General features: G+C 41.5%; 24 protein-coding genes. 20 read left to right on the top strand and 4 right to left on the bottom strand.

Features of this window, described 5'->3' with window-relative positions; translation table 11 throughout:
- Nucleotides 1–5: 5 nt before the first annotated feature.
- From AAEY98_RS03055 to AAEY98_RS03070, 4 genes are all read left to right on the top strand, one after another.
- Complete coding sequence (locus tag AAEY98_RS03055) at nucleotides 6–1058, top strand: nucleotidyltransferase family protein (protein ID WP_351014903.1); 1053 nt, start codon at nucleotides 6–8, stop codon at nucleotides 1056–1058.
- A complete protein-coding gene (locus tag AAEY98_RS03060; RefSeq protein WP_351014905.1) occupies nucleotides 1058–1747 on the top strand; it encodes an acylneuraminate cytidylyltransferase family protein in 690 nt (229 codons plus the stop codon). The genes AAEY98_RS03055 and AAEY98_RS03060 overlap by 1 nt, the downstream gene beginning before the upstream one ends.
- Nucleotides 1748–2021: 274 nt before the next feature.
- Nucleotides 2022–2501, top strand: a complete 480-nt coding sequence (locus AAEY98_RS03065; protein WP_351014906.1) for a DUF2947 domain-containing protein — start codon at nucleotides 2022–2024, stop codon at nucleotides 2499–2501.
- 80 nt (nucleotides 2502–2581) lie between these two features.
- Nucleotides 2582–3142 (top strand): chalcone isomerase family protein, encoded by a 561-nt coding sequence (locus tag AAEY98_RS03070; RefSeq protein WP_351014908.1) that lies wholly within the window; start codon nucleotides 2582–2584, stop codon nucleotides 3140–3142.
- A gap of 160 nt (nucleotides 3143–3302) precedes the next feature.
- On the opposite strand, the gene AAEY98_RS03075 is transcribed toward AAEY98_RS03070, so the two are convergent.
- The 3 genes from AAEY98_RS03075 to flgA form a co-directional block, all read right to left on the bottom strand.
- On the bottom strand, nucleotides 3303–3776 hold the full coding sequence (locus tag AAEY98_RS03075; RefSeq protein ID WP_351014910.1) for a flagella synthesis protein FlgN: 474 nt from the start codon (nucleotides 3774–3776) through the stop codon (nucleotides 3303–3305).
- 101 nt (nucleotides 3777–3877) lie between these two features.
- Nucleotides 3878–4207, bottom strand: coding sequence for a flagellar biosynthesis anti-sigma factor FlgM (gene flgM, locus AAEY98_RS03080; RefSeq protein WP_011636631.1), 330 nt, complete (start codon nucleotides 4205–4207; stop codon nucleotides 3878–3880).
- Nucleotides 4208–4281: 74 nt separating this feature from the next.
- Nucleotides 4282–4989, bottom strand: a complete 708-nt coding sequence (gene flgA / locus AAEY98_RS03085) for a flagellar basal body P-ring formation chaperone FlgA (protein WP_335690240.1) — start codon at nucleotides 4987–4989, stop codon at nucleotides 4282–4284.
- A gap of 369 nt (nucleotides 4990–5358) precedes the next feature.
- Between flgA and AAEY98_RS03090 the strand changes: the two genes are divergently transcribed.
- The 6 genes from AAEY98_RS03090 to flgE all read left to right on the top strand — a co-directional run bounded on the left by AAEY98_RS03090 (nucleotide 5359) and on the right by flgE (nucleotide 10380).
- On the top strand, nucleotides 5359–6279 hold the full coding sequence (locus tag AAEY98_RS03090) for a chemotaxis protein CheV (RefSeq protein ID WP_162022644.1): 921 nt from the start codon (nucleotides 5359–5361) through the stop codon (nucleotides 6277–6279).
- Nucleotides 6280–6351: 72 nt separating this feature from the next.
- Complete coding sequence (locus tag AAEY98_RS03095; protein ID WP_101085440.1) at nucleotides 6352–7185, top strand: CheR family methyltransferase; 834 nt, start codon at nucleotides 6352–6354, stop codon at nucleotides 7183–7185.
- 136 nt (nucleotides 7186–7321) lie between these two features.
- Nucleotides 7322–7720 (top strand): flagellar basal body rod protein FlgB, encoded by a 399-nt coding sequence (gene flgB, locus AAEY98_RS03100; RefSeq protein WP_101085438.1) that lies wholly within the window; start codon nucleotides 7322–7324, stop codon nucleotides 7718–7720.
- 2 nt (nucleotides 7721–7722) lie between these two features.
- The gene (flgC, locus tag AAEY98_RS03105; RefSeq protein WP_101085435.1) at nucleotides 7723–8139 is read left to right on the top strand and encodes a flagellar basal body rod protein FlgC; all 417 of its coding nucleotides are present in this window, start codon (nucleotides 7723–7725) and stop codon (nucleotides 8137–8139) included.
- A 24-nt stretch (nucleotides 8140–8163) separates the two neighbouring features.
- Nucleotides 8164–8946, top strand: coding sequence for a flagellar hook assembly protein FlgD (flgD, locus tag AAEY98_RS03110; protein ID WP_351014913.1), 783 nt, complete (start codon nucleotides 8164–8166; stop codon nucleotides 8944–8946).
- Nucleotides 8947–9006: 60 nt separating this feature from the next.
- Nucleotides 9007–10380, top strand: a complete 1374-nt coding sequence (gene flgE, locus AAEY98_RS03115) for a flagellar hook protein FlgE (RefSeq protein ID WP_351014914.1) — start codon at nucleotides 9007–9009, stop codon at nucleotides 10378–10380.
- A 7-nt stretch (nucleotides 10381–10387) separates the two neighbouring features.
- Here the strand turns inward: flgE and AAEY98_RS03120 are convergent, their stop codons facing one another.
- Entirely contained in the window at nucleotides 10388–10510 is a 123-nt protein-coding gene (locus AAEY98_RS03120) for a hypothetical protein (protein WP_351014915.1), read from the bottom strand.
- Nucleotides 10511–10631: 121 nt separating this feature from the next.
- On the opposite strand from AAEY98_RS03120, the gene flgF reads away from it, so the two are divergent.
- The 10 genes from flgF (at nucleotide 10632) to AAEY98_RS03170 (ending at nucleotide 20788) form a co-directional block, all read left to right on the top strand.
- Nucleotides 10632–11375 (top strand): flagellar basal-body rod protein FlgF, encoded by a 744-nt coding sequence (flgF, locus tag AAEY98_RS03125; RefSeq protein ID WP_351014916.1) that lies wholly within the window; start codon nucleotides 10632–10634, stop codon nucleotides 11373–11375.
- Between the two features lie 11 nt (nucleotides 11376–11386).
- The gene (flgG, locus tag AAEY98_RS03130; RefSeq protein ID WP_351014918.1) at nucleotides 11387–12175 is read left to right on the top strand and encodes a flagellar basal-body rod protein FlgG; all 789 of its coding nucleotides are present in this window, start codon (nucleotides 11387–11389) and stop codon (nucleotides 12173–12175) included.
- A gap of 9 nt (nucleotides 12176–12184) precedes the next feature.
- Nucleotides 12185–12859, top strand: a complete 675-nt coding sequence (flgH, locus tag AAEY98_RS03135; protein WP_101085425.1) for a flagellar basal body L-ring protein FlgH — start codon at nucleotides 12185–12187, stop codon at nucleotides 12857–12859.
- Nucleotides 12860–12869: 10 nt separating this feature from the next.
- The gene (locus tag AAEY98_RS03140) at nucleotides 12870–13976 is read left to right on the top strand and encodes a flagellar basal body P-ring protein FlgI (RefSeq protein WP_351014920.1); all 1107 of its coding nucleotides are present in this window, start codon (nucleotides 12870–12872) and stop codon (nucleotides 13974–13976) included.
- A gap of 17 nt (nucleotides 13977–13993) precedes the next feature.
- Nucleotides 13994–15151, top strand: coding sequence for a flagellar assembly peptidoglycan hydrolase FlgJ (gene flgJ / locus AAEY98_RS03145; protein WP_351014922.1), 1158 nt, complete (start codon nucleotides 13994–13996; stop codon nucleotides 15149–15151).
- Nucleotides 15151–17070: a flagellar hook-associated protein FlgK gene (gene flgK, locus AAEY98_RS03150; protein WP_351014924.1), complete on the top strand. Its 1920-nt coding sequence runs from the start codon at nucleotides 15151–15153 to the stop codon at nucleotides 17068–17070. The genes flgJ and flgK overlap by 1 nt, the downstream gene beginning before the upstream one ends.
- A gap of 10 nt (nucleotides 17071–17080) precedes the next feature.
- Nucleotides 17081–18283: a flagellar hook-associated protein FlgL gene (gene flgL / locus AAEY98_RS03155; RefSeq protein WP_351014926.1), complete on the top strand. Its 1203-nt coding sequence runs from the start codon at nucleotides 17081–17083 to the stop codon at nucleotides 18281–18283.
- A gap of 82 nt (nucleotides 18284–18365) precedes the next feature.
- Entirely contained in the window at nucleotides 18366–19187 is an 822-nt protein-coding gene (locus AAEY98_RS03160; protein ID WP_351014928.1) for a flagellin N-terminal helical domain-containing protein, read from the top strand.
- 277 nt (nucleotides 19188–19464) lie between these two features.
- Nucleotides 19465–20283, top strand: a complete 819-nt coding sequence (locus AAEY98_RS03165) for a flagellin N-terminal helical domain-containing protein (protein WP_351014930.1) — start codon at nucleotides 19465–19467, stop codon at nucleotides 20281–20283.
- A gap of 112 nt (nucleotides 20284–20395) precedes the next feature.
- Entirely contained in the window at nucleotides 20396–20788 is a 393-nt protein-coding gene (locus AAEY98_RS03170) for a flagellar protein FlaG (RefSeq protein ID WP_351014932.1), read from the top strand.
- Nucleotides 20789–20854: the final 66 nt, after the last annotated feature.

The raw sequence follows: 20854 nt of genomic DNA on the forward strand, positions 1-20854 counted from the left end.
ACGTTATGAAAAAGCATTGGAAAGATGTTGCTTTAGCACCGAAGCAGTCCATTCGTGATGCTTTAGAAATCATTAACCTTCATGCTCTGCAAGTTGCTTTGGTTGTCGATGAGAATGACCGATTACAAGGCGTGGTTACCGATGGCGATATTAGACGTGCTTTATTAAATAATCTTACGCTTGATCAATCTGTGGTTCTTGTTATGAACAAGAATCCGATTACGGCTGTTTTTGATATCCCAAAACATCAATTAATTCGTTTAATGGAGCAAAATAGTATTCTTGCTATTCCATTGATTCAAAATGGAAGTGTTGTAGGACTCCAAACGTTAAAGCAGGCTTTAAATCAACCTTACTATGATAATCCTGTACTGATTATGGCCGGAGGGTTTGGAACTCGTTTGCGTCCTCTGACTGATAATTGCCCTAAGCCAATGCTGAAAGTAGGTAACAAACCTCTTTTAGAGATGACGATTATTAACTTTGCTAAGGCGGGCTTTGTCAATTTTTATATTTCAACTCACTTTATGCCTGAGCAAATTACAGAGTATTTTGGTGATGGTAGCCGATTAAATGTCAATATTTCCTACATTCATGAAGATGAACCGTTGGGCACTGGGGGAGCACTCGGTTTATTGCCTGATGATATCCCACAACTGCCGCTTATTATGATGAACGGGGATGTGTTAACACAAGTAGATGTTCAGCGTTTATTGGAGTTTCATAATGAAAATAATGCCCAGGCCACTATGTGTGTGAGAGATTATGAATACCAAATTCCTTATGGTGTGATCAATGGTAACGGCAATGTTGTGGTCAGTATGGAAGAAAAACCAATACAACGTTTTTTTGTTAATGCTGGGATTTATGTAGTCTCTCCCGAGATTATTAAGCAAGTAAGTGTAAATCAAGTTGTTGATATGCCAACGTTATTAGAGGATAAAATTAAAGTCGGAGGTAAAGTGCTAATGTTCCCTCTACATGAGTATTGGTTGGATATAGGCCGATTAGATGATTTTAACCGTGCTCAAACTGATGTTAGTGTTTTAGGAATGTAATGATGATAGCAGGTAAAAAAGTGTTGGCATTAGTACCTGCAAGGGGAGGGAGTAAGCGTTTACCCAGAAAAAACATTCTTCCCTTAAATGGTAAACCTTTGATCAATTGGACTTTAGAATTGGCTTTATCTTGTAATGCAATCGATGAAGTGATTCTTAGTACTGATGACCATGAGATCGCTTCCGTAGCGAGCTGTGGCGTTAATATCCCAGAACTTCGCCCAAGTAAACTTTCAACGGATAACGCGACTACACTCAGCGTTTTGTTATATACCATTGAAAAATATGGGACAAACTATGACATTTTAATTGTTTTGCAGCCGACATCACCTTTGAGGTTGATGAAGCATATTGAAGAGTCTTTAAGTTTGTTTGTAGAGAGCGAAGCATTTTCTGTTGTATCTGTTACCCCTTGTGAACACCCACCTATTTGGTCAAATCATTTACCGAAAAGCGGTACTCTAGATGGTTTTATTAAACCTGAAGGGTTGAAAAGATCACAAGACTTGGGGGACTTTTATCGTTTAAATGGTTCAATATATATCTATAATATTCAGGAGTTAATGAAAGTGAGGCATGTTAATTTCACACAAAAAAGCTACGCTTATAAAATGGATAATTTATTTTCTGTTGATATAGATAATCAAATGGATTTAGATATGGCTGAGTTTTTCTTAACAAAAATATAGCATTAAATATTGCCATTGAAATTGCTATTAATCTATAAGACTTAGTTAATTTTAGTATCATAAAAGTAAAAATGATAATTGCAACAACATACTCAATTTTAAACAGTTTAGAAATAGTTGCTTAAAATGTTATTAATGCTTATGCACCTGAATTTCATCAATTAATTCAACAAATTCATCATTAAATCGTTCTCATTTTTCTCTCTTGCTATCGCAGTGTGCCTACCTTTAACGCTATAATTATAAATCATATTAAGTTGCTAGGAGCAGTTGTTTGTCACATTCATATATTCCGTTTGATCTTTATAAGCGTAAGTGGATTTTTACCCATAAAGATTTGCCTGTATCAGATGATGATAAGGCCTTTATTAAGCCATTGACCGAAAAAAGTGCCATGGAAGTGTGGGATAAGTGGATAAGCAATAAGAGCAGTCGTGCGGAATTGTTTGAAAAAGGTGATTGGCCAGCAAAGCAAGATGCTTGGACGGCAACTGATCACTGGCAATCTGCATGGGATTCTAATGACAATACATTACCTGATGCGATTATTGCGCATATTCAATGGCCTGATGATGCGGTGGTGTACTTTTGCTATGAAAAATACCAAATAGTTGAAACTCGCTGGGATGTGTTTGTGCGTAATTGGAAGTGCTTTTTATTTTTTGATGATGGTCCAATTTTAATCTCGCCAAAGCACAAGCAAGCATTGATGTTTCTACAGAATGGCCAATATAAATTAGGCGTTCGCGGTTAAATTACCCGACTTGAGTTGCGGTTGTTGGTTAAACGGCTGATGGTGTAGTCGTTGATATTGCAGTTTTTTAGAGAGTTTATATGAAATTATTAGCTTCAATTGGATTGAGCTTATCGTTAATGATGCCGTTGTTGGCGCAAGCTAGCATGATTGCAGATGTTGATGTAGCAGAGCAATTTACAGTAGCAGAGCAACCATTGATATTGAATGGCGCTGGTGTACGCAGTAAGTTTTTTATGGATTTATATGTGGGCAGTTTATATCTGCCGACAAAAGTGCACACTCTAGAAGATGTGCTTACTCAGCCGATAGCGGTGATCCAGCTAACGATTACTTCTGGGATGATCACTTCAAACAAAATGCGTGATGCCATTACTGACGGTTTTGAAGCTGCTACCGACAATGACACACACTCAATTGCCAAAGATATTGAACATTTTACCCAATTGTTTGCAGATGAAATTGTCGACGGTGATCAATTTACTTTTGTCACCCAAAAAGGCAAGGGTGTGAGCAGTATCAAAAATGGTAATGCTCAGGGAGATATTGCTGGAGAGGCATTTCGTCAGGCTTTACTTAAGATTTGGTTAGGTGAAACTCCGGTACAACAAAGTTTACGCCAGGCAATGCTAGCTCAATAAATCACCTGCTAGGTTCTAGGGCAGACTACTAGGTTCTAGGGCGGACTACGTCCTGCTAGGGTCGCTGTGCTTCTAGGGACAGCTGCGCTGCTAAGATTTTATAGCCTCTAGCCGCGAAGCGTCCTAGCAGCGTAGCGCTCTAGGCTGTCGCTAAGTTTTATTAGGCTGAAAAGTCATTGCCCAGCGTTGAAATGGTGGAGGTTTTACCTTTGTCATTGTAGGTCAAGCTTGAGGCATTGCGGCTGGCTTGTAATGCCTGGGCAAATCGATTGAGGCTGGCGATATTGAGCTCAATCAAGCTGGCATTCTGGCTGTTGATGTCTTTGCACTCGGCGAGAATAGCTTTAGCTCGTGAGACTTGTTGTACCAGTTCAGTATCGGTGGTGAGCAGATTGTGCTGTGGGTGGCTTGCCAGTTTTTCGTCAGTGGCTTTCATATTGAATAAGCACTGGGTTTTATCTTTGGAAAGCGCCAGCAGTTTGTCAGCATCTTGTTTGGATAATGCCGCTTTCTCTTCAACAATAAGCGATTTCAGCTGCATTAATGTCTGATTTTGACTATCAAGCAGTTGGTGTAGCTCTTTGTGTTGATCTTCGCTTGCTTGCTTGTGTAATGGCTGGTTTAACTCTGTCATAAATTACTCTTAGGTTTTTTTAACTAACACTTCTCTATGGTGCAAGTTTGCACCTATTATCTGTGTGTCGTTAAAACAAGTTAAAGAGTAACGTTTAACGGTTACTCTCTGTCAAACGATAAACCGCCTAGCTCTGCTTCAAAGCTGGCAATATTCGCTGCAAGCTTTTCTGGATCGACTTTATATCGTCCCTCAGAGATTGCTTGCTTAATTTCAGCGACCTTTTTTTGGTCTACTTCTGGTAACGATGCCATTTTTGTTTGCGCGCTCTGAAGCTGTTGAGCTTGAGAGGTAATGCTAACGGAATCTGTTTTAACCGGTGCAGCTGATTTAGGGGCTGCAGTAGTTGTAGATTGCGTAGCAGACTGCGTGTCACGTGCAGTGCGCATTTGTGTATTGGTAGCAGTGTTATGCTTAATATCAATTGCCATGGGAGGCTCCAGCGTAATGAATCAGGTTTTCCAATCAGGCTATCGGCACCCCAGGAAAAAACTTTAACGCTATTTTACATTCTTACTTCAACTTCGCCAACGCCAATTACAACCGCATCGAATTGTTTGCTAGTGTTACTGTTTTTTACTCTGATAACCTCATCGATATTGCCATCACGCAATGCTTCTCCAAGGGTTTTTATTTCTACATTAGTGGTTTTAGCATAAATAGAAACAGTGTCACCTTTGCAAACAAAGCACAGGTTATTACTTAATACTGGAGAGTCTTTCGCTACCCGACGTTTCACCCGCGAGCCGATTAATGTCGTGGTGTCGGAAAAAAACTGACCTTTTAAGCTATATTGGTCAACATACATGACTTGTAAATGATGTTCGCCAATAATTTGGTCAGGGGACAATAGTTGGTTAGCCACCACAACAGGGTATTGGATTTCGACTCGAACAGAGAGATACATTTGCCATGGATAGTCATAGTCTGGGCTATTACAACTGAGTTTTACCATGTTATTTCGACTAATAGCCCTTTCACTGGCAAGTTCGACATTAATCGGTGGGTAACAGGCTGGTGGACTGATTCTGCCCTCAAGGTTTTGTGGGGTTATTTGCACTTTAGCTTTTGAGTCAGCATCAATTTTTTTGGCTACCGCCTCTTTAGCTAACGCATAAATGGTCGATAGTGAAGGTGTGATAATTTCTTCGCTAGCAAATGCAGGCAAAGAAAATGTTATTGAACACAAAAAACATAAAAAAAATACTTTCATAATGAAGATACTAGCTTGTTTTGCCAGAATGCACCTATACTTTGAAAAACGAAAAATATGCGAGTAATCTCTGCATACACAATAAGCTAAAATAAATGGGCTAGGGGACATAAGAATAACATTATCCCTTCGTCAAAAAAGTGTCAGTTCACAGTGCGAGCTAATTTATACAAAATTAAAGCAAGTTGCATGCCCACTTTTTGATTCATTAAATTGAGATGTATTTGTTACATTGGTGATGGTTTACACTCAAATTGAGTGACCATCAGTAAAATATGTACTAACCGTATTATGCTAAACCAAGGTTTACTATAATTTCAAAGAACAATTTTTATCCTTTTGGGTGACAGTTAACTACAAGGCCTTGTTATGTCGAGCATTTTAGATTCAGTAAATAAACGTACCCAACTTGTCGGGCAAAACAGACTCGAGCTGCTATTGTTTAGGCTTAGCGGCCGTCAACGGTTTGGCATTAACGTGTTTAAAGTGAAAGAGGTTTTGCAATGCCCACCACTGACTACGTTGCCTAAATTAAACCGTTTTGTTAAAGGTGTTGCTCATATTCGTGGCTCAACCATTTCCGTTATCGATTTAAGTGCCGCAACGGGTGGACGCCCACTGACATCAACAGAAAATTGCTTTATTATCATTTCTGAATATAACCGAAGTATTCAAGGCTTTTTAGTCAGTTCAGTTGAACGTATTATCAACATGAATTGGGAAGCCATTATGCCTCCACCGCAAGGTTCTGGCCGCTCTTCTTATTTAACTGCTGTGACAGAGATTGAAGGTGAGTTGGTTGAGATTCTAGACGTTGAAAAAATTCTTGATGAAATTTCACCGGTTAAGACTTCTATCAGTAAAGAGCTCAATGAAGCATTAACTATTGATAGAGAACAGCATTATCATATTATGGTTATTGATGATTCTGCTGTAGCACGTAAACAAATTATTCGTTCGTTAGAGTCATTAAATCTGCAAATCGATACCGCTAAAGATGGTAGAGAGGCGCTGGAAAAACTGAAAAGTATTGCCGCAGAAATGGATGATGTTTCAGTTGAAATTCCGTTAATCATTTCTGATATTGAAATGCCTGAAATGGATGGTTATACCTTAACGGCTGAAATTCGTAATGATCCAAAATTAAAGAATATCAAAGTAGTATTGCACACATCATTAAGTGGTGTATTTAACCAAGCGATGGTACAAAAAGTAGGGGCTAACGACTTTATTGCTAAGTTTAACCCCGATGAGTTAGCCGCAGCGGTTAACAAACATTTAAGTTTATAAACCTTTTATTATTGCAAAATATTGCAAAATATTGGAGGTTGAGTTCATAGGCTTACCTATTAGGAAGATAATGTGACAGATAAATCACTTGCTGAAGCAGAGTACAATCAATTTAGGCTGTTTTTAGAACAGCATAGCGGTATTGTGTTAGGTGAGAACAAACAATATTTAGTCCGCAGTCGTTTAGCGCCTTTGATGGGGAAGCATAATTTGCCTTCTTTGTCTGAGGTAGTTAAAAAGTCGATGAAACCGATAGAACGACAACTGCGCGCTGAAGTGATAGATGCGATGACCACCAATGAAACGTTATGGTTTCGAGACCGTTATCCATTTGAATTACTGCACAATACTCTATTGCCTGAATACAGTAAGCTTGGCAGACCATTAAAAATTTGGTCGGCTGCGTGCTCTTCAGGTCAAGAACCTTATTCGTTGGCCATGACGGTGTTGGAATATCAACAACGTAAACCTGGTGCTTTACCAGGAGGCGCGACAATTCAGGCAACAGATTTATCACCTTCTATGCTAGATCGTTGTAAAAATGCTGAATATGATGGTTTAGCACTTGCTCGTGGTTTGTCTGAAGAACGTAAACGTCAGTTTTTTGATGCTTTACCTTCGGGTAACATGAAAGTTAAAGATAATGTGAAGCGATTAGTTAACTTTAGAGCCCATAATCTACTTGAAAGTTATAGCCTATTAGGTAAATACGATATTATTTTTTGCCGCAATGTGTTGATTTACTTTGCTCCTGAGGCAAAGGCTAAAATTTTGCGGCAATTTGCTGCCGCACTTAATCCTAAAGGTATTTTATTTTTGGGTGCGTCAGAATCTCTTGCGGGATTAACCGAAGAATTTAATATGGTTCGCTGTAATCCTGGAATTTATTATCAAAAGAAAACCTAGATAATATAATAGCTTAATCTATTTATCATGCCGGCATTCGTCGGCATGTTTGTTTTTATCTTTTATTCCCTCATAAATTAAATTGTTGGCATAACCTTTGCTTTATTTCTACCAGTTAGCTGATGGAGGCAATTTTATGGCGATTAATTTCGATAATGCATTAGGTGTTCACCAATACTCTTTGGGCATTCGAGCTCAAAGAGCAGAAGTGATTTCAAGTAATATCGCCAATGCCAATACTCCTCATTATAAAGCTCAAGATGTCAATTTTGCTTCTGCTATGCAAGCGGCAAGCTCGCATCAGACAGGCTTGAGTATGAGCCAAACCACAGAGAAACATTTTGATTTAACGGCGTTAAGTCAACAGCATGTTCAATATCGTATGCCAAATCAAGCTGATACTGGCGATGGTAATACTGTCGATACGCAGAAAGAGCAAGCAGCATTTATGCAAAATGCGCTCGAATATCAAATGTCATTAGGCTTTCTTGAGGGAAAATTTAGTGGCATGCGTAAAGCATTGCGAGGTGATTAATTATGAGTTTATTCAATATATTTAATGTTTCTGGCTCCGGGATGTCTGCACAATCTGTCAGGCTTAATACCACCGCCAGTAATATTGCCAATGCTGATTCTGTGTCTAGCAGTGTCGATAAAACCTATCGCGCGCGTCATCCTGTTTTTGAAGCCGAAATGCTAAAAGCCAATAGCCAGCAAAACAGTTCGCCTGGCGTAACAGTTAAAGGCATTGTCGAAAGTAATAAGCCATTATTAAAAGAATACTCGCCAGACCATCCCATGGCGGATGGTGATGGTTTTATCTATAAACCTAATGTCAATGTGATGGAAGAAATGGCGGATATGATTTCTGCATCGCGTTCTTACCAAATGAATGTTCAGGTAGCAGATGCCACAAAATCAATGCTGCAACAAACGCTCAGAATGGGTAAATAGTTTTGATTTTTCAAGGAGGCAGCTATGAGCCTAATTAATTCTTACAGTCAGTCTTTACCACAGACCTCTAGCAGTGTGTCAAATACTAGCGCAGTAACCAAGAGTTCAGTACAGAGCACTACTACGACAACAACGGGTAATTCGTTTCTTGATTCTATCCGCTTACCTGCAGAGAGCAGTGTTCCTGAAGCAAATGATCAGCTGTTAAAGCAGGAGGATTTCTTTGCTTTGCTCAGTCAACAGTTATCAATGCAAGACCCTTTTGAACCAGTAGACAATGACCAAATGATTGCTCAAATGGCATCATTCTCTACCGTTGATGGTATTTCAAATCTTAACGATGAGATTTTAAACCTCAATACGGTGATGAGCTCAAGCCAGGCATTGCAAGCATCGGGTCTTGTTGGTCGTAAGGTGTTGATCCCTTCTGACACAGGTGCTATTTCAGCTGAGAGTCCGACTATGAATGGGGTGATTAGTACGCCATCTGCCATCGACACGATTACCGTGAGTGTGCAAGATGCATCCGGACAGCTCATTAAAACCTTTAGTGTTGATGGCAGCGCCGGCGGGAACGTGGATGTGTCTTGGGATGGACTGGATAAAAATGGCTCGCCAGTAAAAGAGGGAATGTACTCTATTAAGGCGAACGGAAAAGTCGATGGCGAAGCCCAAGACTTAGCGGTATCTACTTATGCTCATGTTACCAGTGTGTCATTAGGCACTGTAGCAACTGGAGCAATATTGAATTTGCGCGGTGTCGGCGGTATTAAGTTATCTGACGTACTCGCCGTATCTGAAACTTAACATCATCTGTAGTTTACTAAATAAACTTGTTGATTATGAATAAAACCTTTGAGGTGAATTATGTCATTTAACATTGCATTGAGTGGTATCTCTGCCGCGCAAAAAGACTTGAACACAACGGCAAACAACATTGCCAACGTTAATACTGTCGGTTTTAAAGAGTCGCGTGCTGAATTTGCCGATGTGTATGCAAACTCAATTTTCTCTAACAGTAAAACTGCAGTGGGCGGTGGTGTAACCACTACTCAAGTTGCACAACAATTTCACCAAGGCAGTTTAGCCTTTACCAGTAACTCATTGGATATGGCAATCAGCGGCGGTGGATTTTTTGTTACCTCATCTGGAGTCGGTACACAAGATTTGTCATACACTCGCGCCGGTGCATTTAAAGTCGACTCAGACAACTACATGGTCGATGCTGCAGGTAATTTTTTACAAGGCTTTCCTGTAGATGACGATGGTAATTCAACCTCGGTTAGCTTAACGACTACTCAACCAATCCAAATCCCTGATACTGCAGGTAGCCCTGTTAAAACCAGCCTTGTTGAAATGCAAATGAATCTAAACGTAGGTGACGAAACTCTCGACCCTGCTAATTTTGATCCCGATAATTCTGACACCTACAATAATGCTACGTCGGTAACCATTTATGACTCATTAGGTGAGTCGCACATTATGACCACTTATTTTGTTAAACCTACAGGGGGGTCATATACCGGTGAAAGTAACTGGGTGGCATTTTATGCTGTTGACGGAGAACCCGTTGATGTCACCACTGCTGGAACTTATAGTACTGATACCACTGGTGATGGTGCTTCCGATAGTACCGCTACTGCAAGTGCAACAAACCCAGTAGATGGTACTGCCTGGAATGGTGCTGTGATTAAGTTTAACTCTGTTGGTGCTTACACTGGAAGCGACCCTGTTACGATTACAACAGAAGCTCTTGGAACTGCTGGTGCAGGTGTTTTAGACCCTGGTGCCGACGGAACCCAAACCCTTGAAGTTAGATTTGATAACCCAACTCAATACGCTTCGCCATTTGAAGTGACATCATTAAGCCAAGACGGTATTACCGTTGGCCGTTTAACCAATGTAGGCATTGGCTCTGATGGGTTAATTACGGCCAGTTACAGTAATGGCTCAACCGTGCCGTTAGCGCGTGTTGCGTTAGTACGTTTTGCTAACGAGCAAGGCTTAACTCAGGTGGGTAACACCTCATGGAAAGCCAGTTTAGATTCAGGTGAAGCGTTAGCGGGTGAAGCTAATAGCGGTACCTTTGGTAGCATTCAGTCTTCTGCGCTTGAACAATCAAACGTTGATTTGACCACAGAATTGGTTGATTTGATTACCGCTCAGCGTAACTTCCAGGCGAACTCGCGTACCCTAGAAGTGAACAACACTCTAAACCAAACGGTATTGCAGATCCGATAATTATTCATTACTCACCGTAATCGATAAGCAAGGTGTTGCCGTTGTCGGCAACACCTTGCCATTTAAGTAATATACCGCCACTACCACCATAAAACTCCTGTTTTTTTGACTCTAAATAATTCCCTTTCACTACCTCTACTCCTTTACATTCAGTGTGTTGAATATAACTCTCCTGCAATAAACTCCATTGGCACGATGTTTGCTTTAACTCTACATATATTCATTTTGCAGAAAGTTTGACGGAGCAAAAAATGGACAAATTTCTTTATATTGCCATGAGTGGCGCAAAGCAGGGGATGAATGCCCTAGCAGTGAGTGCGAACAATCTTGCTAACGCCAATACTGATGGATTTAAAGCTGACATGGTCCAAGCCCGTTCAATGCAGGCATTTGGTGAAGGCTTGCCTTCACGGGTATTTTCGATGATGGAAAGCCCAGGCAGTAATTTTAACGGTGGTCCTATTAAAACCACGGGTCGTGACCTTGATATTGCGGTTAAGGGTGATGGCTGGCTTGCAGTGCAAGCGGCAGATGGTTCTGAAGGATACACCCGTGCGGGCAGTTTAAAAATTGACAGTACAGGTTTGTTGTTAAATAGCAGTAACCGCCCTGTAATGGGAGCTTCGGGTCCTATTGTGTTACCCATCCCGGTTGAGAAAATAGAAATTTCGGCCAACGGTATTATTTCAGTCCGTCCACAAGGGGCAACCGCTGAAGTGATAGAAGAGGTCGCGAGGATTAAATTAGTTAATCCGGGTAACGAAAACCTAATGCGCGGTGAAGATGGTTTGTTTCGCCTTACAGCCGGTGGTAATGCGCCAAATGACCCCGGGGTTGAAGTTGAAAGTGGCGCAGTTGAAGGCAGTAATGTCAATTCCGTGCATGAAATGGTCGCTATGATTGATATTCAACGTCAATACGAAATGCAAGTCAAAATGATGAAGAACGCTGAAGAAATTGATCGGGCGTCCACTTCCTTGATGAGAATTAGTTAGGAGTAATTATTATGATTCCAGCGTTATGGATAAGTAAAACAGGTGTTGATGCCCAGCAAACAAACATCGCGGTCATTTCTAACAACGTGGCTAACGCCAGTACGGTTGGATTCAAAAAAAGTCGCGCTGTGTTTGAAGATTTGCTGTATCAAACCGTTAATCAAGCCGGTGGCGTCAGTGCAGACAACACCAAGTTACCCAATGGTTTAAACATTGGTGCCGGTACTAAAGTGGTCGCCACCCAAAAAATGTTTACCCAGGGCAGCATGCTCACCACCGACAACTCATTAGATTTAATGATTGAAGGCTCAGGCTTCTTTGAAGTGCAAATGCCAGACGGCACCGCAGCTTACACCCGTAATGGTCAATTTAGCCTGGATGATACCGGCCAAATTGTGACCCCAGGTTCAGGTTATGTGGTGCAACCCGCCATTACTATTCCAGATGATGCCACAAGTATTACCGTGTCAGCAGAAGGTGAAGTGTCGGTGCAAATTCCAGGTACTGCCGAAAGCCAGGTTATTGGCCAGTTAACCATGACCGACTTTATTAATCCGTCAGGATTAGACCCATTAGGGCAAAACTTGTATACCGAAACGGGTGCAAGTGGCACACCTATTCAAGGTACAGCGTCGCAAGACGGCTTAGGTTCTATTCGCCAAGGAGCACTAGAAACGTCTAACGTGAATGTAACAGAAGAGTTGGTCAACCTTATTCAAGGTCAACGTATTTACGAGATGAACTCTAAAGTTATCTCAGCAGTTGATCAGATGCTGTCTTATATTAATCAGAATCTCTAAGGAGCTAACATGATTAAATACATTGCGTTAGCCTCAGTAGTGTTATTGGCTGGCTGTAGTTCTACTGCCAAGAAACCGATTGCTGATGACCCATTTTATGCACCGGTATACCCAGATACCGTTCCTACGCAGGTGGCGCCAACGGGATCTATTTATCTTGATAGCCAAGCATCAAGCTTGTATTCCGATATTCGTGCGCATCGCGTCGGCGACATTATTACCGTGACCTTAAAAGAGTCTACTCAGGCGTCGAAAAGCGCCAATAACGAAATCAAAAAAGGCTCAGATTTAAGTGTAGAGCCCATTTATGCCGGCGGTAAAAATATTTCCATCAGCGGTGTCCCAATTGATTTGGGTTACTCCGACAGCATGAATACCAAGCGCGAGTCTGACGCCGATCAATCTAACAGTTTAGATGGCAGTATTTCGGCCAATATCATCCAAGTGCTCAGTAACGGCAACTTGGTGATCCGCGGTGAAAAATGGATTTCTATTAACAACGGTGATGAGTTTATTCGTGTCACCGGAATGATCCGCAGCGAAGACATTAATCCAGACAATACAATCGATTCGACACGAGTGGCTAACGCTCGTATTCAGTATAGCGGTACCGGTACGTTTGCTGACTCCCAAAAAGTCGGTTGGCTGAGTTCATTCTTTATGAGTGACTGGTGGCCTTTTTAAGGAGTAATGCATGAAAATTAAACTGATTGCGTCGGCTGTATCGATAGTCGCATCAATACTAATGCTAACCGCACCTGCACATGCAGAACGGATTAAAGACATCGCCAGTATTCAAGGGGTGCGAAGTAACCAATTAGTCGGTTATGGCTTGGTGGTCGGTTTGCCAGGTACTGGGGAAAAAACCCGTTACACCGAACAAACCTTCAGAACCATGCTCAAAAATTTCGGCATTAATTTACCAGACTCTGTCCGTCCTAATTCAAAGAACGTCGCTGTCGTTGCGGTGCATTCCGAAATGCCTGCCTTTATTAAACCGGGTCAAAATCTTGACATTACCGTGTCCAGTTTAGGCGAAGCAAAAAGTTTACGTGGCGGTACTTTATTACAAACCTTCCTAAAAGGAGTCGATGGCAATGTGTATGCCATTGCTCAAGGCAGTTTAATTGTCAGTGGTTTTAGTGCCGAAGGACTCGATGGCTCATTGGTGATCCAAAATACCCCAACAGTTGGCCGCATTCCAGGTGGTGCCATTGTTGAGCGCAGCGTTATTAGCCCATTTGCTAGCGGTGATTACCTTACTTTCAATTTACGTCGCTCTGATTTCTCAACCGCCAAACGCACCGCAGATGCGATTAACGATTTACTGGGTCCGGATATGGCAAAGGCCATTGACGCCACTTCTATTCAAGTGAGCGCGCCACGCGATGCATCACAGCGGGTGTCGTTTTTATCGGTATTAGAAAACATTGAAGTTATACCAGCAGAAGAATCAGCCAAAGTGATTGTTAACTCACGTACTGGCACCATTGTGGTTGGCCAAAACGTCAAGTTATTACCCGCAGCCGTCACTCACGGCGGATTAACCGTCACCATTGCTGAAGCCACACAAGTGTCACAACCCAACGCATTAGCCGGTGGTGATACGGTTGTTACCACAAATAGTACGATTGATGTGTCAGAAAAAGATCGTCGTATGTTTATGTTTAATCCTGGTACCACACTTGATGAGCTTGTAAGAGCCGTCAATCTAGTGGGTGCAGCACCATCCGATGTACTTGCCATACTCGAAGCGTTAAAAATGGCAGGCGCTTTGCATGGTGAACTTATCATTATCTAATAATTGTCGGAATGACTATGGAAAAGTTGTCAGCTTCATCGAACTTTCTGGATCTAGGAGGACTAGATTCACTTCGTGTCCAAGCCCAGAAAGACGAGAAGGGGGCACTTAAAGAAGCAGCAAAGCAATTTGAAGGTATTTTTATTCAAATGCTGATGAAAAGCATGCGAGATGCTAATGCTGCGTTTAAGTCAGACAATCCAATGAACAGTGAAACTACTGCGTTTTTTGAACAAATGCGCGATCAGCAAATGTCAGTCGATTTATCTAATAAAGGCATGTTGGGCTTGGCTGAGATGATGGTGCAGCAACTAGACCCAGATGATAGCCCCATTACGCCAGCTTCAGTATTGCGTGGCAATAGTGATTATAAAGTTAACCCAAGTATGTTTGTTGCTCCAGCAACAGAGTTAGATAAAGACACTCTCGATATTATTGCGCCAAAAGATCAAATAGCCGCATCGCATTCAGTAATCACTAATTCTGATACAGCCCATTCTGTTATAGATAGCGCCGAATCGATGCGACCAATGTCAGCCCAACTTACTAATGTGCTAGACGGTGAACAGTTAAACAGCGTATTACGCGGTGAGCAATTAGCCAGTCAAGCATTACAAGTAGGCAAGGTATTGCCGCAAACAGATTTTGCAGTTCCTAAACCTAAAGGCGTGGCAGTGAGCGAATTTACTAGCCCACAACATTTTATTTCAGTGTTGTATCCCCATGCTGAAAAAGCGGCTAAAACCTTGGGTACGTCAGCTGAAGTGTTAATTGCTCAGTCGGCACTTGAAACCGGTTGGGGTCAAAAAGTGGTTCGCCGTAACGACGGCACCATGAGTCATAACTTATTTAATATTAAAGCCGACAAACGTTGGCAGGGCGAAAAAACCTCGGTTAACACTCTAGAGTTTGAAAAAGGCATCCCTGTGCAACAAAAAGCAGACTTTAGAATGTACGACGACCTTGAACAAAGCTTTAGCGACTTTGTGTCATTTATTGGTCAAGGCGATCGTTACGAAGATGCGCGCAAAGTGGCTAGCGAGCCAACACAATTTATTCGCGCACTACAAAAGGCGGGCTATGCCACCGACCCACAATATGCCAACAAGGTGATTAACGTGATGAAGTCGGTAAAAGAAGGCCTTAAATCTGTATTACCCCTGGAGACTAAATAATGGCGATTGATCTACTTAGTATCGCACGCACCGGCGTTATGGCATCTCAGTCTCAACTTGGGGTAACCGGTAATAACATCGCCAATGCCAATACCGAAGGCTATAACCGCCAAACGGCAACGCAGGCTACGTTACAATCACAACGCCTTGGCGACAGCTTTTACGGTACAGGCACTTATGTGTCTGACGTAAAACGTGTTTATAACGAGTTTGCCGCACGTGAATTACGCATTGGCCAAACCAGCATGAGTGCGGCAGAAACCACATACTCAAAATTAAGTGAACTTGACGAGCTTTACGCGCAAGTCGGTAGCATGGTGCCTAATAGCATTAATGATTTTTTTGCCAGCATTAACAGTGTTGCTGATTTACCAACTGATTTAGGCATTCGCAGCAGCAGTTTGAGTTCGGCTGAGCAAATGGCCATTAACATTAATCAAATGCAGTCGCAGCTGGATAACCAGGTTAAACAAACCAACAGTCAAATTGAGTCTGTGACCACCCGCGTAAACGAAATCAGCAAAGAGTTGGCTAACATCAATTTAGAGCTAATGAAATCTCAAGGCGACAACAACGAGATTTTAGACAAACAAGACGCATTGATTTTAGAACTCAGCGAATACGCACAAGTGAACGTTATTCCACTAGATACTGGCGCCAAATCGATTATGTTAGGCGGTTCGGTGATGTTGGTGTCGGGCGAAGTGGCAATGAGCATGGGCGTCGGCGCCGGCGATCCATTCCCTAACGAACCCACACTCACCGCATCTATTTCTAATAAAACACTCAATGTTGACCCGAGTAAATTAGGCGGTCAATTAGGGGCGTTATTCGCGTATCGCGACGACACCTTAATCCCTGCAAGTAACGAATTAGGCCAGCTTGCATTAGGTGTTGCCGATACCTTTAATGAAATGCAATCCAGTGGTTTTGATTTAAATGGCCAAGTTGGCAGTGATATTTTTCGTGATATCAATAACCCGTTAATGGCAACAGGCCGTGCAGGCAGTTATTCAACTAACACCAGTTCTGCGGCTTTATCAGTCAATATTGACGATGTGGGCGCTTTATCGGGCAGCAGTTATGAGTTGAGTTATACCACTGCAGCAGGCTATTCATTAAAAGATAACCAAACGGGTGAAGTATCAACCTTAACATTATCGGGCACCGAACTTACCAGTAGTGCAGGTTTCACCATCAATGTCGCTAATGGCCCAATTGCTAATGGTGATAAGTTTGAAATCAGGCCCACAGCAGGTGCAGCTTCGGGGTTAAAAGTGGTAATGACCGACCCTAAAGGCATTGCCGCAGCAGGGTCAACCTTAACCGCCGCCACTGCAAATTCTGGTAATACGGCGATTAGCTTAAACAGCATGGACTCTAGTGTGGCTGGCTTTCCTGGCTCAGCAACGGGTTCATCAATTACGTTTACCATTGATACGGTTGCCAATACTTATCAAACATTTGATAGTGCTGGCGCTTCATTAGGCACAGGCGTTATTACCAATAACAACATTAATGCCTTTGGTATGGACTTTGATATTACATCAAGTGGCACTGCAACCGCCGACAGTTTTACGTTCGACCTCGCATTTGCAGAAGGTAATAACAGCAACGCGGTTGAAATGGCCAAGTTGTCTGACGTCAAATTAATGAACAACGGCACTGGCACCTTAACCAGCGTATTTGAAAACACCAAATTAGATATCGGCAGCCAAACCAAAGCGGCAGAAGTGCGAGTTGACTCAGCAACGGCCATTTATCAGCAAGCTTACGACAGGGTGCAAAGTGAGTCAGGCGTTAACCTAGATGAAGAAGCCGCCAATTTATTGCGCTTTCAACAATCTTATCAGGCCGCCGCGCGCATTATGTCTACTGCGCAAACCATTTTTGACACCTTATTAAGCTCGGTTCGCTAGGAGATAAGCCATGAGAATTTCTACCGGACAAATGTTTCAACAAAGCACTAACAGCATTTTAGAAAAGCAGTCTGCCACTAATAGCATCATGGGGCAGATTTCAAGCGGCAAAAGAGTTGAAACCGCAGGTGACGACCCTGTAGCGGCAATCGCTATCGATAATCTTAAGCAAAAGAATACCCTGGTTGAACAATATGAAAAGAACATTGATTACGCGACAAATCGCATAGGGCTTGCTGAAAGTAAAATTGGTAGCACAGAGTCTTTGATGGACTCAATGCGAGAACAGTTATTGCGTGGCGCTAACGGCAGCCTTAGTTCAAATGAGCGGCAAATGATTGCCGATGAAATGCGAGCTAGCCTCGAAGAATTACTCTCTATTACTAATAGCCAAGATGAATCGGGTAATTACATTTTTGCTGGTAATAAAACTAATTCTCAACCTTTTGCTTTTGATACGAATGGCGAAATCGTTTATAGCGGTGATTCAGGCGTTAGGAAAAGTGTTGTAGCATCTGGCATTACTATAGCGACGAATGTTCCTGGCGATACAGCGTTCATGAATGCACCAAATCCACTTGGTGATTATGGCGTCAATTATTTGTCTTCACAGCAAGGTGATTTCAATTTAACCGGCGCCAACATTACCGATGAAACTTCACATATTTCTGATATTTATACGTTTACGTTCATTGATAACGGTTCGGGCGTTGATCTGCAGGTGACTGATTCAGCGGGAGTGATTGCAACAAGTGTTGCTAATTTTGATCCAACAAATTCGGTATCTTTCAATGGCATTGAAGTGAAATTAACAGGAACACCCGCCGCCGGCGACTCTTTTACGATCGAGCCTCAAGAAACGGTGAGTATTTTTGATTCATTTAGCCAAGCGATTAACTTTTTAGAAAGCCCACAAGCAACATCTTCTGCACAAAATAAATCACAGTTGGCACAACTATTGAATGATATTGACAGTGGTCAAAATCAAGTCAGTACGGCAAGAGGGATCGCAGGCAATAATCTGAAAGGTTTAGAGAGTATTTCTTCAAACCATGCGGAAGAAAAGATTATTAATAGTAGCGCACTTTCCAAGCTTGAAGATTTGGATTTTGCAGAAGCTATTACTGAGTTCGAAAAGCAACAACTTGCACTTAATGCAATATCAAGTTTGTTTAGTTCGGTGGGTTCGCTTTCATTGTTTGATTACATCTAACAAAAAGCAATCACGTTAAATTGTGAAATATAGCCAAGCTCCACACAGTCTTGGCAACAAAACTAGGAATGAGGAATAACTTATGGCTATTACAGTAAATACCAACGTTACATCAATGAAAGCGCAAAAGAACTTAAATACATCAAGCCAGGCACTTAATACTTCGATGGAACGTTTATCGAGCGGGTTACGTATTAACAGTGCTAAAGATGATGCTGCTGGTTTGGCAATTTCTAACCGTTTGAACTCACAGGTAGGTGGCTTAGAAGTAGGAATGCGTAATGCTAATGATGCTATTTCAATTGCGCAAATCGCCGAAGGTGCGATGCAAGAGCAAACCAATATGTTACAACGTATGCGTGATTTGACTATTCAAGCAGAGAATGGTGCAAACAGTACTGACGATATAACAGCAATTCAATCAGAAATTACTGCGCTAGCTACAGAAATAACGGCTATTGGAGACTCGACCGCTTTTGGTGGTACTAAATTAATGTCTGGCGGTTTTTCAGCAGGCAAAACGTTCCAGGTTGGTCATCAGGCCTCTGAAAATATTACTGTTTCTGTAAAGAAGACAAATGCAAGTTCTTTAGGCGTTAGTGGCATGACTTTAACCACCGAAGCAGCTAGAACTTCATCGCTTCAAAAAATCGATGCAGCAATTAAAAATATCGATACTCAACGCGCTAATCTAGGTGCTGTGCAAAACCGTTTAGCCTATAACGTTAGCAACAGTGCCAATACTCAAGCAAACGTTGCTGATGCGAAAAGCCGTATTGTGGATGTTGATTTTGCAAAAGAGACCTCGACAATGACCAAAAACCAAGTGTTACAGCAAACAGGTTCTGCTATGTTGGCTCAAGCTAACCAGTTACCACAAGTTGCATTATCATTACTTGGGTAATATACATTCCCCGCTATTTAGCTGAATAGCTAAGTAGCGGGTATTTTTTTACTTCCTTTTGATTTTTTGCTCGTTAGTGATTCATTCACCTCCGACTTTTCAACAAATATTATCTCTATTTACTTATTGTTTTTTTTATTTTTTATAGATAAATGAAAAAAAAACTAAAGATATTAATATAAATGCCGTTAAATATATTGTAACGAGCAAGACCTGTCTGACTTGACATAAATCAAACAGGGATATCTCAAGTCAGAAACAATATGAGGAAGTAATCATGGCTATCACAGTAAATACGAATGTTACATCATTAAAAGCTCAGAAAAATTTAAATTCATCAAGCGGTGCACTTGCTACTTCTATGGAGCGTTTATCTTCTGGTTTACGCATTAACAGTGCTAAAGATGACGCTGCAGGTCTAGCTATTTCTAACCGTTTGAATTCTCAAGTTAATGGTTTGGAAGTGGGTATGCGTAATGCTAATGATGCTATTTCAATTGCACAAATAGCTGAAGGCGCAATGCAAGAGCAAACAAACATGTTGCAACGTATGCGTGATTTGACTATTCAAGCAGAGAATGGTGCAAACAGTACTGACGATATAACAGCAATTCAATCAGAAATTACTGCGCTAGCTACAGAAATAACGGCTATTGGAAACACGACCGCTTTTGGTGGTACTAAATTAATGTCTGGCGGTTTTTCAGCAGGCAAAGCGTTCCAGGTTGGTCATCAGGCCTCTGAAAATATTACTGTTTCTGTAAAGAAGACAAATGCAAGTTCTTTAGGCGTTAGTGGCATGACTTTAACCACCGAAGCAGCTAGAACTTCATCGCTTCAAAAAATCGATGCAGCAATTAAAAATATCGATACTCAACGCGCTAATCTAGGTGCTGTGCAAAACCGTTTAGCCTATAACGTTAGCAACAGTGCTAACACTCAGGCAAACGTTGCCGATGCCAAAAGTCGTATTGTCGATGTCGACTTTGCCAAAGAAACGTCAACGATGACGAAGAACCAAGTATTACAGCAAACGGGTTCGGCGATGTTAGCTCAGGCTAACCAGTTACCTCAGATCGCTCTATCGCTACTTTAGTAGGTTAGTTTTATACTATGCTTTAGGGAGATCCGAACTGGGTCTCCCTTTGTTGTTAAAGCGAGTTGTAAAAAAACTAATATGATGTTCCCAAGCAAGACTGAGGTGTATCATGGAAATCAATAGTTCTGTCCAATTTAAGAGTAATTCAAGTGCCAGTAAAGCTGAACAACAGATACAGCTAGTTTCAAGTAAACCTGAGCTCGAACAAAATATACTTAATGAAGCATCAATAGTCGAATCTGTAGGTAGCGCAACTAAAGCTCATGTTGCAGAAGCTGATACTGAACAATTACAACAAGTCGCTGTCGATTTGACCAATATGGTTGCCATGATGCAGAAAGGCTTAAAGTTTTCTGTAGATGATGATTCTGGTAAACAAGTCATCAAAGTTCAAGATATTGAATCGGGTGATATTATTAGACAAATTCCTAGTGAAGAAGCATTGCAGTTAGCGAAAAAAATTAGTGAAGTTTCAGGGGTGTTAATGCCCATTGAAGTCTAAGTTTTATACATTTTCTAACATGCTTTTTAGGCATGTTTAAATTTTTTGTTTATTATTAGTATAAAC

Source organism: Shewanella sp. AC91-MNA-CIBAN-0169 (genome assembly GCF_040310165.1).
GTDB lineage: Bacteria > Pseudomonadota > Gammaproteobacteria > Enterobacterales > Shewanellaceae > Shewanella.

Coding starts and splice junctions, on each gene's coding strand:
- AAEY98_RS03060 (WP_351014905.1), top strand. CDS start 1,058: ATGATGATAGCAGGTAAAAAAGTGTTGGCATTAGTACCTGCAAGGGGA.
- AAEY98_RS03170 (WP_351014932.1), top strand. CDS start 20,396: ATGGAAATCAATAGTTCTGTCCAATTTAAGAGTAATTCAAGTGCCAGT.
- flgF (WP_351014916.1), top strand. CDS start 10,632: ATGGACAAATTTCTTTATATTGCCATGAGTGGCGCAAAGCAGGGGATG.
- flgG (WP_351014918.1), top strand. CDS start 11,387: ATGATTCCAGCGTTATGGATAAGTAAAACAGGTGTTGATGCCCAGCAA.
- AAEY98_RS03090 (WP_162022644.1), top strand. CDS start 5,359: ATGTCGAGCATTTTAGATTCAGTAAATAAACGTACCCAACTTGTCGGG.
- flgJ (WP_351014922.1), top strand. CDS start 13,994: ATGGAAAAGTTGTCAGCTTCATCGAACTTTCTGGATCTAGGAGGACTA.
- AAEY98_RS03075 (WP_351014910.1), bottom strand. CDS start 3,776: ATGACAGAGTTAAACCAGCCATTACACAAGCAAGCAAGCGAAGATCAA.
- AAEY98_RS03160 (WP_351014928.1), top strand. CDS start 18,366: ATGGCTATTACAGTAAATACCAACGTTACATCAATGAAAGCGCAAAAG.
- AAEY98_RS03070 (WP_351014908.1), top strand. CDS start 2,582: ATGAAATTATTAGCTTCAATTGGATTGAGCTTATCGTTAATGATGCCG.
- flgK (WP_351014924.1), top strand. CDS start 15,151: ATGGCGATTGATCTACTTAGTATCGCACGCACCGGCGTTATGGCATCT.
- flgD (WP_351014913.1), top strand. CDS start 8,164: ATGAGCCTAATTAATTCTTACAGTCAGTCTTTACCACAGACCTCTAGC.
- flgC (WP_101085435.1), top strand. CDS start 7,723: ATGAGTTTATTCAATATATTTAATGTTTCTGGCTCCGGGATGTCTGCA.
- flgL (WP_351014926.1), top strand. CDS start 17,081: ATGAGAATTTCTACCGGACAAATGTTTCAACAAAGCACTAACAGCATT.
- flgH (WP_101085425.1), top strand. CDS start 12,185: ATGATTAAATACATTGCGTTAGCCTCAGTAGTGTTATTGGCTGGCTGT.
- flgM (WP_011636631.1), bottom strand. CDS start 4,207: ATGGCAATTGATATTAAGCATAACACTGCTACCAATACACAAATGCGC.
- flgA (WP_335690240.1), bottom strand. CDS start 4,989: ATGAAAGTATTTTTTTTATGTTTTTTGTGTTCAATAACATTTTCTTTG.
- AAEY98_RS03165 (WP_351014930.1), top strand. CDS start 19,465: ATGGCTATCACAGTAAATACGAATGTTACATCATTAAAAGCTCAGAAA.
- AAEY98_RS03055 (WP_351014903.1), top strand. CDS start 6: ATGAAAAAGCATTGGAAAGATGTTGCTTTAGCACCGAAGCAGTCCATT.
- flgB (WP_101085438.1), top strand. CDS start 7,322: ATGGCGATTAATTTCGATAATGCATTAGGTGTTCACCAATACTCTTTG.
- flgE (WP_351014914.1), top strand. CDS start 9,007: ATGTCATTTAACATTGCATTGAGTGGTATCTCTGCCGCGCAAAAAGAC.
- AAEY98_RS03140 (WP_351014920.1), top strand. CDS start 12,870: ATGAAAATTAAACTGATTGCGTCGGCTGTATCGATAGTCGCATCAATA.